This is a genomic window from uncultured Salegentibacter sp. (genome assembly GCF_963972535.1).
Lineage (GTDB): Bacteria > Bacteroidota > Bacteroidia > Flavobacteriales > Flavobacteriaceae > Salegentibacter.
The window spans coordinates 1-15,366 of record NZ_CAXAVR010000063.1 but is presented as its reverse complement, the minus strand read 5'-3'; the positions used below and the strand labels follow the sequence as shown (position 1 = coordinate 15,366).

Sequence of the window (15,366 nt, the reverse complement as noted above, 5' to 3'; positions counted from 1 at the left end):
TAGATTATCAGTAATTTCAAAGAACATTTAAAAATTTTTAATGGACACTAATGTTTTACTATTTAAAATAATCGTAATAACCTTTCAGGTTTTCTTTGATACCCGCTGTTATTTTAGCTCCTTCTTCTGTAGAGGAAACTTCTCCCAGGGCCGCGATTTTCTCGATAAGCGGATGCAGGAAAACGTGCAGGTTATCGTGAGAAGGTCCTGTCATGGTACATTTTTTAATTACATAATTGTTTTCCTCATTTAATTCTGAAGCCAGGCTGTGATAGTCTTCCACGCTTGTGGGATCACTGGCTTCTACCAATTTCAGCATTTTTTCCACCCCTTCGTTGGTTTCTAAATTAGCTTCCCATTTAGCACCGCTGTTGAGTTCAATCTCGTTTATCCAAGCGTTGTTATATACTGTCGAACTTTCAAATTCTTTAACGGTGTCTTCTGTATGATTTTGAACCGCCTTGGTAGTTTCTGAAGTATCGTTGTTTTTAGTTTTGTTGTCTTTACAGCCTATCATTAAGGCTGAAAGAATTAGCGTTGTTAAAATTGTTTTATTCATGTTTTTGATTTGAACTTATTGTTATTTTTTATTGAATATTTACTCCAAATAAATATCCGATCAATGCTGTGATTCCCATAGCGATTGTTCCCCATAGGGTAATTCTTATAATTGCTTTCCACCTACTGGAACCACCCGTTTTTGCCGATACCATTCCTAAAATTATCAGGAAAAAAATAGCCGAGGCATATAAACTGTATTCCATACTTTTTAAAGGCACAAATAAGGTTACCATAAATGGAAGGGCACCCCCGGCGACGAAGGATGCACCAGAAGCCAGTGCTGCCTGTATGGGTTTTGCTTCGCTCATTTCATTAATTCCCAACTCATCCCTCACGTGTGCTGCCAGCGCATCTTTTTCGGTAAATTCTTTGGCCACCGTAAGAGCGGTTTCTTTTTTAAGCCCTCTTTTCTCATAGATTTCCGCCAACCGATACAATTCTATTTCGGGCATTTCTTCCAATTCTAATCGTTCCCGTTCTATATCGGCTTTTTCGAGATCGGTTTGAGAACTTACCGAAACGTATTCCCCTGCCGCCATAGATAATGCGCCGGCGGTTAAACCGGCAAGGGTGGCCAGTACAACTGGATCCCTCAAATCACTAGCAGCAGCTACCCCTATGGCGATACTGGCGGTCGATAAAATCCCGTCGTTCGCGCCAAGAACAGCCGCTCTCAACCAATTGCTCCGGTGTATATAATGATTGTCTAAATAATCGTCTAAATTGTTTGTATCTGTTTCCATATTTTTTATTTTTTTCCACCCACCACCTACTCAGAAATCCACATTTCTGCCGGCATTCCTATTTTAAGGCTGCCGTCGTTTTTAACTTTTATGGTAACCGCATATACAAGGTTTGCGCGTTCTTCTTTTGTTTGAATGATTTTAGGGGTGAATTCTGCCGTATCTGAAATCCAATCAATTTTACCTGGATAGGACTTTAAGTCTTCACCATCATCAATTTTTACGGTAACTTCCTGACCAATTTTGATGCTGGCCAATTGCGGCTGACTTACATAGACGCGCAGCGTCATAAAATTTAAATCGGCAATTTTGTAAAGCGGTCTTCCAAAGGAAACAATCTCACTCGGTTCGGTATATTGGGTCAACACCGTACCGTTCACCGGATTTTCTATTTTGCATTTTTCAATCTGGTCGTTGATCTGCGCTATTTTGGCGTCGATGGCTTTCACCTCGTTTACAATAGGCGAATTTTGCGTTTCCACGTTTTGTATTTGCTTTTTAAGCACATCTACCTGACTATTGGCTTGATCTAATTGACGTTGGGTAGCGGCACTTTCATCAAACATATTTTTAACCCGTTCTTGCTCGGTTTTTGCTGTTCGTAATTGCTCTTGAAGTACGCTTACTTGAGACCAAACCCCACCAGATTTTGATGCAACCGTTTCTTTTGAAGCCAGCAATTGTTGTTTGTTTAAATAATGCTGAAGCGTATCTACCAAACCAACAAGCATCTCTTTTTCCAAAACATGACCTTCATCTACCTTTAAAAATTGGAGTTTTCCGTTTGCTTCCGCAGAAACCGTGATTTCAGTAGCTTCAAAATTGCCGTAACCATCGGCTTTTTCAGTATCTGAACAGGAAATCAGTACACTAAAAACACTTGCTGCAATTATTATTTTTATACTTCTCATTTTTCTTTTTAATTTAAATCCCCTTTTATGACCTTGTAATTCGCTTTTGCGAGCAATAACTGCACTTCGTGTAAATCCTGGTTAATCTCTGCTTCATAAAGATTGTTCAATTCGGTTATATATTCCGAAGAAGTAATCGCTCCATTTTGAAATTGTACGGTAGTGGCATCCAACACTTTTTTACGCATTTCTATAATGCCGGAGTCGCTTTGCAGCAATTCTTGGTATTTATTAATCTCGCTCATAGCTTCCTTAACTTCAATGTTATTGTTCAACTCAAAGGTTTCTTTTTCGGTTGCTACCATTTCTTTTGAAATATCAACCGCTTTTTTCTGTTGTTTTATCTTTCCCCAATCAAAGATGTTCCAGTTCAGTTTTAAACCCACCATATAAAAATCCTCAAACGAGTTTTCCAATATATTGAGACCCGGGTTGCCGTAACCGGCCTGGGCAAATCCCAACAGTTTGGGGTAATTGGCTTTTTCAAGCACTGATTTTGAGGTTTCCAACTGCTGCTGTTGCAGTTCAAAAAGTTTTACTTCCGGTCGAGCCGGATTATTAGCAGCGTTGATAAATACATTTGGTTTAACCAAAATTGTACGTGAGTTTAAATTGGTTGCCAGAAGTTGAGACAAATGTTTCAGGGCTTTTTTTTTGGCAAAATCTGCTTCGGTAACTTGTTGTTCCAATTGTAATATTTCAGCTTGCAAAACCTGTTGCGAAGAAGCCAAAACAGCTCCATATTTTACGCCGCTTTCCGCTTCTTTAACACGTGATTCCAGTTGTTTCCGCTTAGATTGCAATAAGTTTATCTGTTCCTGAAACAACAAAACGTTGAAATAATTTTGATTGATACGCCATTTTAATCCGTATAAATTAACCGCAACTTCTTGTTGAAGGGTTTTCATTTCGGCATTTTTTAAATTGGCTCTTGCCGAAATGCTTCCGCCGTTATAGATAAGTTGGTTCGCATCCAGTGTGGCACGGTATTGATCTTTATTTGGTGTTTCAAAATTTGCATTTGGAATATCACCGGGAAATTCAATTACCTCTGACTGGTAAGTAGCCTGGGCATTGATATCCAATTTGGGTAAACGGTCTTTTTTCAATACTTCTATATCGAAATTTGCTTTTTCTTCCAGCAAATTGGCATTAGAAGCCAGCGGATAGTTCTTTTCGACAAGCGCATAACATTCTTGTAAGCTCAATGTTTGCTGGGCAGAAGCCTTAAAAAACACAACACCAATTAGTATGAACACCAACTTCTTCATTGTTTACTTTTTAATGGAATTAATAATGAAAGCCGCAACTTCGGTTTTACGTCTTTCCATCATTTCTTCGAATTCACGACTATTTAATCCCACAAAAGCTTTTACCAGAGGTGTGGCAACAAAAGGAAAAATATTAAGCGACAGAATATGAATAAAAAGCTGTTTTCCGTCGGTAGGTTTTAAAATACCGGCTTCTACCTCTTTTTCTACCTGCGCATTGAATTTATCGAGCGATGGAAAAGAGCTGTTTTCCTGAATCTTTTCAATAAAACCAGGGTTTCGGTTTAATTCCTGAATGATAAAATTTGGGATATAGGGATGTTTGGAAATAAACGTAATATAGTTATGAGTAAAATTGGTGATTTTATCTTCTATAGAAGAATCGTCATTTAAAATAGCATCAAGTTGAGGTGCCAATAAAGAAAAAGCTTTCTTAAAAACCGCTTCAAACAGCGATTGTTTGCTGCGGTAGTAATAATGCAGCATCGCTTTGTTAATCCCCGCTTTATCGGCAATTTCCTGCATTCGCGCGCCGCTCATCCCTTTGGTTTGGAAGATATTTTCAGCAGCATCTAAAATTTGTTTCTCGGTATTTTCAGTCTTCTGTTTTGCCATTATTAACTTTTTGGTTTAACCATTTGGTTAACAAAGATAGAAAAAATTTTCTACCCCAGAAGTTTCTGTTGTACATTATGAAAATTTTAAGAGTTCCTCTGTTCTTTATGTTGAAAGTCCTTTTGATTAATTTCAAACATACTACGCTAACCTCCTTTCCTACCGTATTGTTTTTCCATCTTTAAAAATAGTTTATGTAAAAATCTTCTGGCATCAAATAGTGTTTACGTCCGCTCACTAAAAAAATAAAATCCAGATTTGATCTCTATATTAATAGTAATATTCAAGACAAAACCTTATCGCTAATTTGTTATGTAACAAAAGTAGCTTCCAGTGTATAACTCTCAGCTTAATTTTGTCTTAGAAAATTGAAATAGCTCTTAAACTATTTCGCAACACCTGGAAAAGTTATACAAGGCATGATTTACAATTTCATAAATAAAGTAAAAGAAGGTTTTACAAGAATAATGGTGAAATCGAAACATAATTATCGTCCAGTTTATATAAAGCCGGAACCTGTTATGATAAAAAATAAACAAAATAACAATCCTTTAAATAACCACTTATGAAAACGATCTTAATCTTAGGAGCCGGAATGGGCGGAATCGTTACTGCCAGGGAATTAAGCAAACACAGCGGAAATGAAGAGGATATAAACCTGGTAAAAATTCTGGTATTCGAGAAAAAAGAAAGCAGTCTTTTATCCTCTTCCCTTCCCTGGGTAATGGTTGGACAAAGAAAGAAATCGGAAATAACAAAACCTGCAAAAAACATTGAAGCCTCGGGGCTTCAGGTCATACGGGGAGATATTGAAAGTATAGACGCTAAAAATATAAGTGTTAGCGTAAAAGGACAACAGTATCAGGGAGATTATATGGTGGTTTCCCTGGGCGTGGAACAAGCTGATATTTATAACCTGGATCAATTTGGTCATAATTTTTTCAGCCTAAAAGGCGCTGAAAATTTTTATTCAGAACTCAAGAGTTTCGAAGAAGGTGAGATTGCCATTTTGGTTTCTTCCCTGCCGTTTAAAAGTCCGGCAGCACCTTATGAAGCGGCGATGCTTATAGAAGATTTTGTAAGAAAAAACAATCTTAATAATACAAATGTATCATTATTTACCCCCGAAGCAGGCCCAATGGAATTTGCCGGTGCCGAAGCTTCTCTGGAATTAAGGAAACTCCTGGAAAAGAAAGGAATTAAGTACTACCCCCATCACGAATTAATTTCTGCTTCAGACAACAAACTGGAATTTAGCAACGGAAAAAATTATTCCTACAACCTACTGGCCTACACCCCAAAACATCAATTACCCGAAGTTATTAGAAAAAGTGAAATGGCAGGAAATTCAAACTGGATTAATGTTGATAATCAAACCTTAGAGTCCAAATTCGAGAATGTATATGCTATTGGTGATATCACCCACCTAAAAACTGAAGTAGGCACCATACTTCCTAAAATAGGCGTATTTGCTAAACAGCAGGGCAAAGTTGTAGCACATAATATTAGCAGGAAAATAGCGCACCAGGAACCGAATAAAACTTTTGTGCCCGAAGGAAAATATTTTATCGAATCTGGCGAAGGAAAAGCCAGTGAAAGTGGCGGAAACTTCTCAGCTGCCGAAGATAGTGAGATCATGATGAAGGATCCCGGTCAATGGAGCCATTTTTCTAAGTGGTGGGATGAAAAATTCTGGTTCTTTAAAAACTTTTAATCCGAAATATAAAAGCGAGATGATAAAAATCAAATATATAATAATGTTGCTAAGCTTACTTCCGGGACTGTGGTTACAAGCTCAGGAAGTAAGGCCAATTTCTAAAAATGAAGCTATAGAATTGGTGAAGCAAAATAACAGGGGAATAAAAATATCTCAACAAGAATTCCTGGAATCCCGGGGGGATTTTCGGCAAACCAATTCCATTTTTTTGCCAAACGTTGCGGTTTCACATTCGGGGATAACCACAACAAATCCTTTAATGGCCTTTGGTTCTAAATTAAATCAGGAAATATTAACAGAGCGGGATTTTGCGCCGGGACTATTAAACGATCCCGAAAGAATAAACAATTTTACCACTAAAATTGAAGTACAACAACCCCTCATTAATTTAGATGGAATTTATGAACGTAAGGCCGCTAAAACAAAGATGAATGCAAGCGCTTTGCAAACCGAGCGAACCACAGATTATATGGTTTTGGAGACTGAAAAAGCCTATATGGAACTTCAACTTGCCCACAAAGCAGTGGCCGTACTTGAAGATGCAAAAAAAGCAGCTCTTGCAAATCAGAAAACAGCCTCCGATAACTACGAGCAGGGTTTTATGCAAAAATCTGATTTGCTGGCTGTAAAAATAAGGCTTTCTGAAGTCAACAATCAATTGCAATACGCAAAAAGCAACGTGATTAACGCATCAGATTATATGGCCTATTTAGTCAACGAGCCGGTAAATACCATTTTTAAACCTACCGATTCCCTAAAAGTTGAGCTTCCTGAGCAAGGGGAAATGACCTCGGTGTCTTTGGAGCGTGCAGATATTCGAGCCATGAAATTGGCAACCGAAGCTTACGGGGATATGCTGCAGGCAAATAAAATGTCTTTTCTGCCGCGCTTAAATGCATTTGGCAGCTATGAACTTTATGACGATGAGATTTTCACGGGCAATGCCAGTGGATATCTTGCCGGAATACAGTTGCAATGGGATCTTTTTGAAGGTTACAAGCGCTTCGGAAAACTTCAGAAGAGCAAGGCAAGCCACGAGAAAGCCAGGTTGGAATACGAGTCTTACGTTTCCAAAAGTGAAATGGAAACCAACAGGGCGCGCCGGGCGGTAAATGATGCTGAAAATAAACTAAGCCTTACCCGTTTAGCTCTTGAACAAGCCGAAGAATCCTTGAGAATTAGAGCCAACAGATTTGAACAGGGTCTTGAAAAAACAAGTGATTTATTAGCAGCTGAAGCTCAATTTTCGCAGAAACAATTGGAATACGCACAAACAATTTTTGAATACAATTACGCACAGGCGCAATTAGAATTTTTAATAAAATAAACAGCTATTATATGAAAACTAAATTATATATCTCTGGACTCATCGCAGCTACAAGCCTGGTTTTTAGTTGTGGGGACGCACCAGAACAAAATACTGCCAAAAACACACCTGCGGTAGAAGTTAGTGTTGAAACGCCGTCAAAAGCAGATAAATCTTTCCAATCCTTTAGCGGAAAAATAGCAGCCGTTGAAAACGCCACCTTAAGCACTCGTAATATGGGTTATGTTACCAAGATAAATGCAAAAGTTGGCGATAAGGTAAAAAAAGGGGAATTGCTTATCGCCATTAATAATGCTGATTTACAGGCAAGACGTGCCCAGGTAAACGCCGGTATCACTGAAGCCACAGCAGCTTTTAATAATGCAGAAAGAGATTATGAGCGTTTTAAAGCATTGTTTAAAGAGAACAGCGCTACCCAAAAAGAGATGGATGATATTAGCGCAAGGTACGAAATGGCCAAAGCTCGTCTGGAGGCGGCCAGGCAGCAAAAAAATGAGGTCAATGCCCAATTTGCTTATTCCAACATTACAGCTCCTTTTAGCGGTGTAATTACAGCAAAAAATATAGAAGTTGGTGATATGGCAAATCCGGGAATGCCGCTGTTACGTATGGAAGTTCCCGATAAATTTGAGGTAAGGGCCAGCGTACCCGAAACTGAGATCGCTTCAGTAAAACAGGGAGCAGAAGTGGAAGTCCTGGTAAAATCCTCAGGAGAGAATCTTAAAGGAAAAGTTTCAGAAATAAGCACTTCTGCAAGTAATTCCGGAGGACAATACTTGGTAAAGATTGATTTAGAGGAAACAGCTGCTGCAGTGTACTCGGGCATGTATGCCAGCGTTCAGTTTCCCACTAATGCGGAACAAAGCAAAGATGTAGTTTTAATACCTGCTTCTGCCCTGGTTACCCGCGGCGACCTTCACGGTATTTATACACCAAGCCAACAGAATACAGCTATTTTAAGATGGATACGACTGGGCAGGCAGTTTGGTGATAAGGTTGAAGTGCTTTCCGGGCTTAATGCCGGGGAAACTTATATCACTACAGCCGAAGGAAAATTATATAACGGGGCCAAACTCGAAATTAAGTAAGCTTTTAGCCATAAAACTGTTAGAAAATGAAAGAAGGATTAGCAGGCAAAATTGCCAAAGGCTTTATGGATTCAAAACTTACGGTGTTACTAATGATCGTTTTTATGGTCATTGGGGTTTACAGTTCGTTTTTGATCCCCAGGGAAGAAGAGCCACAAATAGACGTGCCAATGGCCGACATCTTTGTTGGCTATCCCGGTGCAAGCCCAACAGAACTCGAATCGCGGGTTATAAAACCGCTGGAGAAAATGGTTTCCAATATTCCCGGGGTAGATTATATCTATTCCACTTCCATGAAAGAACAGGGAATGGTAACCGTACAATTCCTGGTGGGTGAAGATATTGAACGCTCCTATGTGAAGCTTTATAATGAACTTATGAAGCATATGGACCAAATGCCCGAAGGCACTACAATGCCGTTGGTAAAAACCCGTGCCATAGACGATGTGCCGGTACTTGGTTTAACCTTGTGGAGTGAAAATTATGACGACTACCAACTTAGAAAAATAGCCAACGAACTCACTCACGAGATCGATAAGGTGCCCGATGTTTCTATTACCCATAAAATTGGTGGGCGCAGCAAACAGGTGCGCGTGGTGCTGGACAAGGAAAAAATGGCCACGAGCGGAGTAGATTTCCTTGGTGTTTCAGAAAAAATTAAGGCCAGTAACCAGCAACTTTCCTCAGGCAGCTTTAACCGGAATGACACCGAGTTCTTGGTAAGCACCGGTAGTTTTTTGGAATCTGCCGAAGATGTGGAAAACCTTATTATCGGGACCCAACAGCAACAACCTGTTTATTTATACCAAATAGCAGAAGTGATTGAAGGACCGGAATTGCCGAAGGAATATGTTTCTTTTGGTTATGGACAGGCTTCTGAAGCCGCAGCCAATTTTTCTTCGGAATATCCCGCGGTTACGATTTCTGTAGCTAAAATAAAAGGAGCAGATGCGATGAAAATAGCCGATGTTATTATTGATAAGGTAGCGCATCTAAAAACAAACCTAATCCCAGACGATGTTCACGTAGAAATTACACGGAATTATGGGGAAACAGCTTCTCAAAAGGTGGGTGAATTGCTGCTGCATTTAATTGGTGCAATTATCGCGGTTACCCTGGTTGTAATGCTGGCCATGGGCTGGCGTGGTGGACTTGTGGTTTTCCTTTCGGTGCCTGTAACTTTCGCTCTTACGCTGTTAAGCTATTATTTGCTGGATTATACCCTTAACCGAATTACCCTTTTCGCGCTCGTATTTGTAACCGGTATCGTGGTGGATGATTCTATTATTATTGCGGAAAATATGCATCGGCATTTTAAAATGAAAAGACTGCCGTTTAAGCAGGCGGCTCTATATGCTATTAATGAAGTGGGAAACCCAACCATACTGGCAACTTTTACAGTTATAGCCTCGGTATTGCCAATGGCTTTTGTAAGCGGATTGATGGGGCCTTATATGAGTCCTATGCCAATTGGAGCTTCCATAGCCATGATTCTTTCTCTTTTTGTGGCCCTTACCATTACACCTTATTTAGGGCTTATTTTCTTAAGGGAAAGAGCCGGCAAAAAAGAAGAACGAGAATCTGCGCAACAAATAGAAGACACCAGAATTTTCAAGGTTTATAACAAGCTGGAAAGACCGCTTATTGAAAACAAGAGCATTAGATGGATCTTCCTGGGAACCACCATAGTATTATTACTTGGTTCTGTAGCCTTGTTCTTTACGAAATCTGTAGCTGTAAAAATGCTGCCATTTGATAATAAAAATGAATTCCAGGTGGTAATAGATATGCCCGAGGGCACAACCCTGGAACGTACCGCAACGGTATCGAGAGAAATTGGTCAATACCTTTCACAAAGACCGGAAGTGGTAAACTATCAGAGTTACGTGGGTACTTCGGCGCCAATAACCTTTAACGGACTTGTACGGCATTATGATTTGAGGGGCGCAAGCAATACCGCAGATATTCAGGTAAATCTAAAAGATAAGGGCGAAAGAAGTGAGCAAAGCCACGACATTGCAAAATTGTTACGACCTGATATTCAGCAAATCGCAGAAAAATTTAATGCCAATGTAAAAATCGTGGAAGTTCCGCCGGGACCACCCGTGATGTCCACCATTGTTGCTGAAGTTTATGGGCCCGATTATGATAAACAAATAGAAATTGCCAATGAGATTCAAAATATCCTTAATGAAACACCCGATGTGGTAGATGTAGATTGGATGGTTGAAGCCGATCAAACTGAATTTCATTTTGAGATCGACAAGGAAAAAGCAATGCGCTATGGGATCGCGCCACAACAAATTGTGTATACCATGAATGCTGCTTTGGGAGAAAGGGCTATTGCACACCTTTATGATGAAGAAGCTACACAACGGGTAGAGATTATTCTTGCCCTGAACGAAAAAGAAAAGTCCAGTCCTGTAGATATTTCCCAGATACAGTTAGTGAGCCAAACCGGACAGATGGTGAGTGTGGCCGATCTTGTGAAAATTGAAGAACAAGTTAAGGAGAACAGCATTTTTAGAAAAAACCAGAAACGCGTGGTTTATGTACTCGCCGATATGGCTGGAGAGCTGGAAAGTCCTGTTTATGCCATTTTGGGAATGGAAGAGAAATTAAAAGAAATCGATCTTCCTGCAGGTTACGAGCTGAATGAGCTTTATATAGAACAACCTCAAATGGAGGATGACTTTACCGTAAAATGGGACGGGGAATGGCAAATTACCCTGGAAGTGTTCAGGGATTTGGGAATCGCTTTTTTGGGTGTGATCTTTATCATTTACATTTTAATTGTAGGTTGGTTTCAGAACTATCGGGCTCCTTTCGTAATGATGGCGGCCATACCCCTTTCGCTGATTGGTATCGTCCTGGGGCATTGGATTATGGGTGCGTTCTTTACCGCCACTTCTTTTATCGGGATGATCGCCCTTGCGGGGATTATGGTAAGGAATTCGGTATTGCTTATTGACTTCGTAAACCTGCGGCTGGAAGATGGAATTCCATTAAAACAAGCTGTAATTGAGGCCGGCGCCGTACGTACCACGCCAATTCTCTTAACTGCGGGAACTGTTGTAATAGGAGCATTCGTCATCCTCTTTGACCCTATTTTCCAGGGGCTGGCAATCTCTCTTATGGGTGGCACCATTGTATCTACTGTGCTAACCCTGCTTGTAGTGCCGCTGGTGTATTATATGATAGAGCGGAAGAAATATGAAACGAAACAGGAAACAGCTGTTGGTGAAGAAAAGAAGCATGAGGAGATAAAATAAACGTTGTGGGTTGTCAATTTTGAGTTATCAGTTGTCGGTTATGAGTTTGAGTTCACGGTTTGAAATTTTGAACTTTAAACTTTAAAACCTGAACCTTGAACCTTAAACCTTAAACCTTAAACCTTAAATTTAAGATGATGAAGTTATTAATTGTAACAAGTGTGTCAGAATTTCAAAAAGAAATTCTGAACCTCTTTAAAAAAGCCAAAATCGAAGCCTTTAGCCGTTCAGAAATTGACGGGTATAAAAACACGAACCCGGTAATCGCCACAATGAGTTGGTTTCCAGGAGAAAAAGCAGGAAATGAATCGCTAATGTTTTTTTCTTTTACCAAAGAAGAAAAAATTGACCTGATGGCTACCTTGGTTTCAGAATTCAATAAAACCCTGGAAACCAATAATCCTATCAGGCTGGCGGTTGTCAATATTGAAAAATTTATTTAACCTAAAAATTAAAAAAGATGAAAAATAGAATCGTACGGGGAATTGCAGGAACTTTTGTACTTGTAAGCCTTCTTTTAGCCGTTTATCTGAATATCAACTGGCTGTGGTTTACCGCTTTCGTAGGCGCAAACCTTCTCCAGTCTTCACTTACCCATTGGTGTTTAATGGATAAAATCCTTGGAAAATTAGGTGTTTCAGATGAGATGAAACCGGGACAGAGCTGTTGATTTAGGTAAAAAATGAATTTTATAGCTCAAGTTTCAAAACACCATTGCGCTAAGGTCGCCCTATTCCTTTCACACATTCTTTAAAAATCAGTTTTATAGCCCGTGTTTCAGGTTCTTATGTAACCAAAGTAACTGTATGCGGCGGGCTTTAGTTTTAAGTTTGCAGTTACAAATATGATTATTCAAAAACTATTATTAATGAGTAACGAAAAACTTAAAATTGGTGAAGGCACTGTCGTAGATGTACGCACGCCTGCTGAATTTATGGGTGGATGTGTGGCCGGAGCGGTGAATATTCCGCTTAGCGAAATTCCGAATAGAATAGATGAACTTCAAAAAATGAAATCGCCTTTAATATTATGCTGTGCCTCCGGCAATAGAAGCGGCCAGGCCCAGGATTTTCTAAGCCGTGAGGGTGTGGACTGTTTTAATGGCGGTTCCTGGCTGGAAGTAAATAATTTAACCACACAACAATCTTAGTATGATTTCGAAACTTAAGGAGCTTTTAGGAATAAAACCAGCCCCAAATTACAATGCACTTTTAAAAGAAGGTGGTATAATTGTAGACGTGAGAAGTAAAGCAGAATTCGCAGACGGTCATATTAAAGGTTCAAAAAATATTCCTTTGCAAACACTTAACGGAAATCCCGATATAATTAAAGATAAAAGCAAGCCGGTAATTACCTGTTGCGCCTCGGGTATGCGCAGCGCTTCAGCCAAAAATATATTGAAATCGAAAGGATTCACACAAGTTTACAACGGAGGAGGCTGGGCTTCCCTGAATAACAAAATTTAATTAGAATATGCTGAACAAAATTGTTAATGGTTGGACGTGGATTAGGGCTGCCTATCTATTTATAGGAATGTGGGTAATTACACAAAGCGCTTTGGAAGGCCAGTGGATTGGAATTGTACTCGGTGCCTGGCCGGCTGCTATGGGCTTCTTCGGACTTGCATGTGCCGGAGGAAATTGCTCCAAAGGAAACTGTGTGATTAAACCTGATGCAAATCATAAACAGTAGGAAATCACAAGTGCCTTTAAAAAATAAGTCTAAGAAATGGAAGTACATAAATTTCAGGTAAATCTCGAATGGAGATGGACAGAAAAAGAGGAAATTTCTTCTCCAATCTTCGACCAAGAGTTGAAGTCGCAATTCCTTCAGGATTCGCGAAGAAGTGAATATCAAACTACTTAAAATGAATTAATTAAGATCAAAGATTGCTTAAAATAAAATTTGAAATTATTTTTGAAGCTGCATTATTTTAATAATGCACAGTGTAATAATGGTGCATTTTAACTGTTGAAATATTATCAATTTTGTTTAATTCAGGGTAAGACTTTGACTGCCACTTCTCTAAGACCTGCTCAAAAATACTGTCGCTATTCCAGTAACATTTAATCATTATTATTTATAGTTATTTACTTTTATAAATAGTAATAAATTGATTTTTGATGTTATTTGTTACAATGTTCGGTACAGGAAGAAACTATGATATTATATACAGTTATTTAGAAGTTAAATTTATATTATAGCAGCTAAACTCATAGAATTTAATTGATTATAAATGAAAATGTCAAGTATTCAAGAGAGCTGTATTGTATCCTTATATATACAATATACCGATACTAGTGTTAAAGATAATGGACTAAATGTAGACTAAAAGATGAAAATAAAAAAACCTAACTTACTTTAAATTAGTAAGTTAGGTTTTATTTAAGTGACCTTGCCAGGAGGAAGTTTATACAATTTAAGACAAGGACAAAAAGCACTGTTTTATTTGAAAAATGCTTATAAAATCAATGTTTACAGCGAATTACACTTCAACTAACAATGAAATGCAATAGAGTTAAATTTTGTGTTATTGCATAATTGTGGACTAGATGTGGACTAGAAATTGTACCTTAGTATTTCTTTTATTTAAGTCCACAGATTATGGCCATTTCTTTTTTTATACAATCCAGTAAAAATCCAGCACCAATTTACGTACGCGTTCGGGAAGGTCGGGAGGTGGATGCTAAAAGCAAAACAAAAAAGACCATAGACCCAAAATTATTTAGCAAGGGAAAAGTAAAACTTCGAAAAATTCCCACCAGGGCCGATGCTCAGGAAAAGCAGTGGATCCAAAAGGCAAACAATCAACTTATTATCCTTCAAAAAGATCTAGATCACTTAAAGGTGCTTCTTACCGACAGGCTCAATAATCGTAAAGATGGACAAATAATCAATAGCAGGTGGCTTAATAAGGTTATAACCCCTCGAAAAACAACCGAACTCCCTAAAGCCCTGCTCTCCTATTTTGATTACTTCCTGGAATCCAAAAAGACAAGTTTAAACGCCAACACCATTAAAAAGATCAAGGTATTCAAACATCGATTGGAGCGTTATGAGCATACTCACGGAACCGTTTACATTAATGAAGTGGACAAACGTTTTGCCCTCTCCCTGCAACGCTGGTGCGATCGGGAGAATTATGCACACAATACTAAGGTAAAAACCTTAAAGGTTTTATTGACCGTTTGTAACCACGCCAAAGAAAACGGGCTCCCCACCAGCACCCAACTACCCTATATTACCCGGGGGCTGAAATACCAAAAGACCAGTCACGTTCATTTAAAAGAATTGGGTGAAAAACGTACCTCCATTAGTCTTAATGAGCTAATAAATAGCAAACAAGAATACGGTATATCTGTACAGGCAATTATGCGAAGGGCTAAAGATTTAGGGGTTATTACCGATTATTATTATCGAGGCTTTTGTATAAAAATGGCTAAGAATAAGGAAGAGCGAGATTTAGGTAATTATATTGGAATAGAAAAGTCAAATCGGTTTAACCAACTTTTATTTCGGGCAGCTTCAGAGGATATTATTTCCTTAAGTAAAGCTGCGAATTTGGCTAATTTAAAATTGGCAGCATTTAGAAAAGAGTTTATCGCTTTATGAGAATTATTGTTAATGATGCAAATATTCTCATAGACCTGGTAGAACTTGACCTCCTAAGACTAAATTCATAAAATTCACGGGTAAATGAAAGCAATTAATATCAATTAAAATTTACTTTTGAAAAATGAGATATTCTGTACCTATTCTGTACCCAGTAAAAAAAAGAAAGGCTCCACATTTCTGTGAAGCCTTGTCTTTGCTAGTAGCGGGAACTGGACTCGAACCAGTGACCTTCGGGTTATGAGCCCG

General features: G+C 38.8%; 16 protein-coding genes. 11 read left to right on the top strand and 5 right to left on the bottom strand.

The features are described 5' to 3' along the window. Positions 1 to 58: 58 nt before the first annotated feature. From AACZ30_RS08950 to AACZ30_RS08930, 5 genes are all read right to left on the bottom strand, one after another. Positions 59 to 559: a hypothetical protein gene (locus AACZ30_RS08950; RefSeq protein ID WP_339648918.1), complete on the bottom strand. Its 501-nt coding sequence runs from the start codon at positions 557 to 559 to the stop codon at positions 59 to 61. 28 nt (positions 560 to 587) lie between these two features. Beyond that, a complete protein-coding gene (locus tag AACZ30_RS08945; protein WP_339648916.1) occupies positions 588 to 1,304 on the bottom strand; it encodes a VIT family protein in 717 nt (238 codons plus the stop codon). A 26-nt stretch (positions 1,305 to 1,330) separates the two neighbouring features. Next, positions 1,331 to 2,215, bottom strand: coding sequence for an HlyD family efflux transporter periplasmic adaptor subunit (locus tag AACZ30_RS08940; protein WP_339648914.1), 885 nt, complete (start codon positions 2,213 to 2,215; stop codon positions 1,331 to 1,333). Positions 2,216 to 2,223: 8 nt separating this feature from the next. Then, positions 2,224 to 3,423: a TolC family protein gene (locus AACZ30_RS08935; RefSeq protein ID WP_339648913.1), complete on the bottom strand. Its 1,200-nt coding sequence runs from the start codon at positions 3,421 to 3,423 to the stop codon at positions 2,224 to 2,226. A 66-nt stretch (positions 3,424 to 3,489) separates the two neighbouring features. Beyond that, positions 3,490 to 4,101 carry a TetR/AcrR family transcriptional regulator gene (locus AACZ30_RS08930; protein WP_339648912.1) on the bottom strand — a complete coding sequence of 204 codons (612 nt, stop codon included), beginning with the start codon at positions 4,099 to 4,101 and terminating at the stop codon, positions 3,490 to 3,492. 565 nt (positions 4,102 to 4,666) lie between these two features. Between AACZ30_RS08930 and AACZ30_RS08925 the strand changes: the two genes are divergently transcribed. The 11 genes from AACZ30_RS08925 to AACZ30_RS08875 all read left to right on the top strand — a co-directional run bounded on the left by AACZ30_RS08925 (position 4,667) and on the right by AACZ30_RS08875 (position 15,117). Beyond that, the gene (locus AACZ30_RS08925) at positions 4,667 to 5,815 is read left to right on the top strand and encodes an FAD-dependent oxidoreductase (protein ID WP_339648911.1); all 1,149 of its coding nucleotides are present in this window, start codon (positions 4,667 to 4,669) and stop codon (positions 5,813 to 5,815) included. A 19-nt stretch (positions 5,816 to 5,834) separates the two neighbouring features. Next, positions 5,835 to 7,145 carry a TolC family protein gene (locus AACZ30_RS08920; RefSeq protein WP_339648910.1) on the top strand — a complete coding sequence of 437 codons (1,311 nt, stop codon included), beginning with the start codon at positions 5,835 to 5,837 and terminating at the stop codon, positions 7,143 to 7,145. 11 nt (positions 7,146 to 7,156) lie between these two features. After that, positions 7,157 to 8,233, top strand: coding sequence for an efflux RND transporter periplasmic adaptor subunit (locus AACZ30_RS08915; protein WP_339648909.1), 1,077 nt, complete (start codon positions 7,157 to 7,159; stop codon positions 8,231 to 8,233). Between the two features lie 26 nt (positions 8,234 to 8,259). Beyond that, positions 8,260 to 11,505 carry an efflux RND transporter permease subunit gene (locus AACZ30_RS08910; RefSeq protein WP_339648908.1) on the top strand — a complete coding sequence of 1,082 codons (3,246 nt, stop codon included), beginning with the start codon at positions 8,260 to 8,262 and terminating at the stop codon, positions 11,503 to 11,505. Between the two features lie 134 nt (positions 11,506 to 11,639). Further along, positions 11,640 to 11,948, top strand: coding sequence for a hypothetical protein (locus AACZ30_RS08905; RefSeq protein ID WP_339648907.1), 309 nt, complete (start codon positions 11,640 to 11,642; stop codon positions 11,946 to 11,948). A 17-nt stretch (positions 11,949 to 11,965) separates the two neighbouring features. Then, complete coding sequence (locus AACZ30_RS08900; RefSeq protein ID WP_339648905.1) at positions 11,966 to 12,175, top strand: DUF2892 domain-containing protein; 210 nt, start codon at positions 11,966 to 11,968, stop codon at positions 12,173 to 12,175. A gap of 198 nt (positions 12,176 to 12,373) precedes the next feature. Continuing rightward, a complete protein-coding gene (locus tag AACZ30_RS08895) occupies positions 12,374 to 12,655 on the top strand; it encodes a rhodanese-like domain-containing protein (protein WP_339648904.1) in 282 nt (93 codons plus the stop codon). A 1-nt stretch (position 12,656) separates the two neighbouring features. Then, positions 12,657 to 12,971: a rhodanese-like domain-containing protein gene (locus tag AACZ30_RS08890; protein ID WP_339648903.1), complete on the top strand. Its 315-nt coding sequence runs from the start codon at positions 12,657 to 12,659 to the stop codon at positions 12,969 to 12,971. Between the two features lie 7 nt (positions 12,972 to 12,978). Further along, on the top strand, positions 12,979 to 13,197 hold the full coding sequence (locus tag AACZ30_RS08885; RefSeq protein WP_339648902.1) for a hypothetical protein: 219 nt from the start codon (positions 12,979 to 12,981) through the stop codon (positions 13,195 to 13,197). 36 nt (positions 13,198 to 13,233) lie between these two features. Next, positions 13,234 to 13,371, top strand: a complete 138-nt coding sequence (locus tag AACZ30_RS08880; RefSeq protein ID WP_339648901.1) for a hypothetical protein — start codon at positions 13,234 to 13,236, stop codon at positions 13,369 to 13,371. 738 nt (positions 13,372 to 14,109) lie between these two features. Next, on the top strand, positions 14,110 to 15,117 hold the full coding sequence (locus AACZ30_RS08875) for a phage integrase SAM-like domain-containing protein (protein ID WP_339648899.1): 1,008 nt from the start codon (positions 14,110 to 14,112) through the stop codon (positions 15,115 to 15,117). The last annotated feature ends 249 nt before the right edge of the window (positions 15,118 to 15,366 follow it).

Bases quoted from the DNA above. Each gene is read 5' to 3' on its own strand.
- AACZ30_RS08950 (WP_339648918.1), bottom strand. From the start codon at position 559: ATGAATAAAACAATTTTAACAACGCTAATTCTTTCAGCCTTAATGATA.
- AACZ30_RS08945 (WP_339648916.1), bottom strand. From the start codon at position 1,304: ATGGAAACAGATACAAACAATTTAGACGATTATTTAGACAATCATTAT.
- AACZ30_RS08940 (WP_339648914.1), bottom strand. From the start codon at position 2,215: ATGAGAAGTATAAAAATAATAATTGCAGCAAGTGTTTTTAGTGTACTG.
- AACZ30_RS08930 (WP_339648912.1), bottom strand. From the start codon at position 4,101: ATGGCAAAACAGAAGACTGAAAATACCGAGAAACAAATTTTAGATGCT.
- AACZ30_RS08925 (WP_339648911.1), top strand. From the start codon at position 4,667: ATGAAAACGATCTTAATCTTAGGAGCCGGAATGGGCGGAATCGTTACT.
- AACZ30_RS08920 (WP_339648910.1), top strand. From the start codon at position 5,835: ATGATAAAAATCAAATATATAATAATGTTGCTAAGCTTACTTCCGGGA.
- AACZ30_RS08915 (WP_339648909.1), top strand. From the start codon at position 7,157: ATGAAAACTAAATTATATATCTCTGGACTCATCGCAGCTACAAGCCTG.
- AACZ30_RS08910 (WP_339648908.1), top strand. From the start codon at position 8,260: ATGAAAGAAGGATTAGCAGGCAAAATTGCCAAAGGCTTTATGGATTCA.
- AACZ30_RS08905 (WP_339648907.1), top strand. From the start codon at position 11,640: ATGATGAAGTTATTAATTGTAACAAGTGTGTCAGAATTTCAAAAAGAA.
- AACZ30_RS08900 (WP_339648905.1), top strand. From the start codon at position 11,966: ATGAAAAATAGAATCGTACGGGGAATTGCAGGAACTTTTGTACTTGTA.
- AACZ30_RS08895 (WP_339648904.1), top strand. From the start codon at position 12,374: ATGAGTAACGAAAAACTTAAAATTGGTGAAGGCACTGTCGTAGATGTA.
- AACZ30_RS08890 (WP_339648903.1), top strand. From the start codon at position 12,657: ATGATTTCGAAACTTAAGGAGCTTTTAGGAATAAAACCAGCCCCAAAT.
- AACZ30_RS08885 (WP_339648902.1), top strand. From the start codon at position 12,979: ATGCTGAACAAAATTGTTAATGGTTGGACGTGGATTAGGGCTGCCTAT.
- AACZ30_RS08880 (WP_339648901.1), top strand. From the start codon at position 13,234: ATGGAAGTACATAAATTTCAGGTAAATCTCGAATGGAGATGGACAGAA.
- AACZ30_RS08875 (WP_339648899.1), top strand. From the start codon at position 14,110: ATGGCCATTTCTTTTTTTATACAATCCAGTAAAAATCCAGCACCAATT.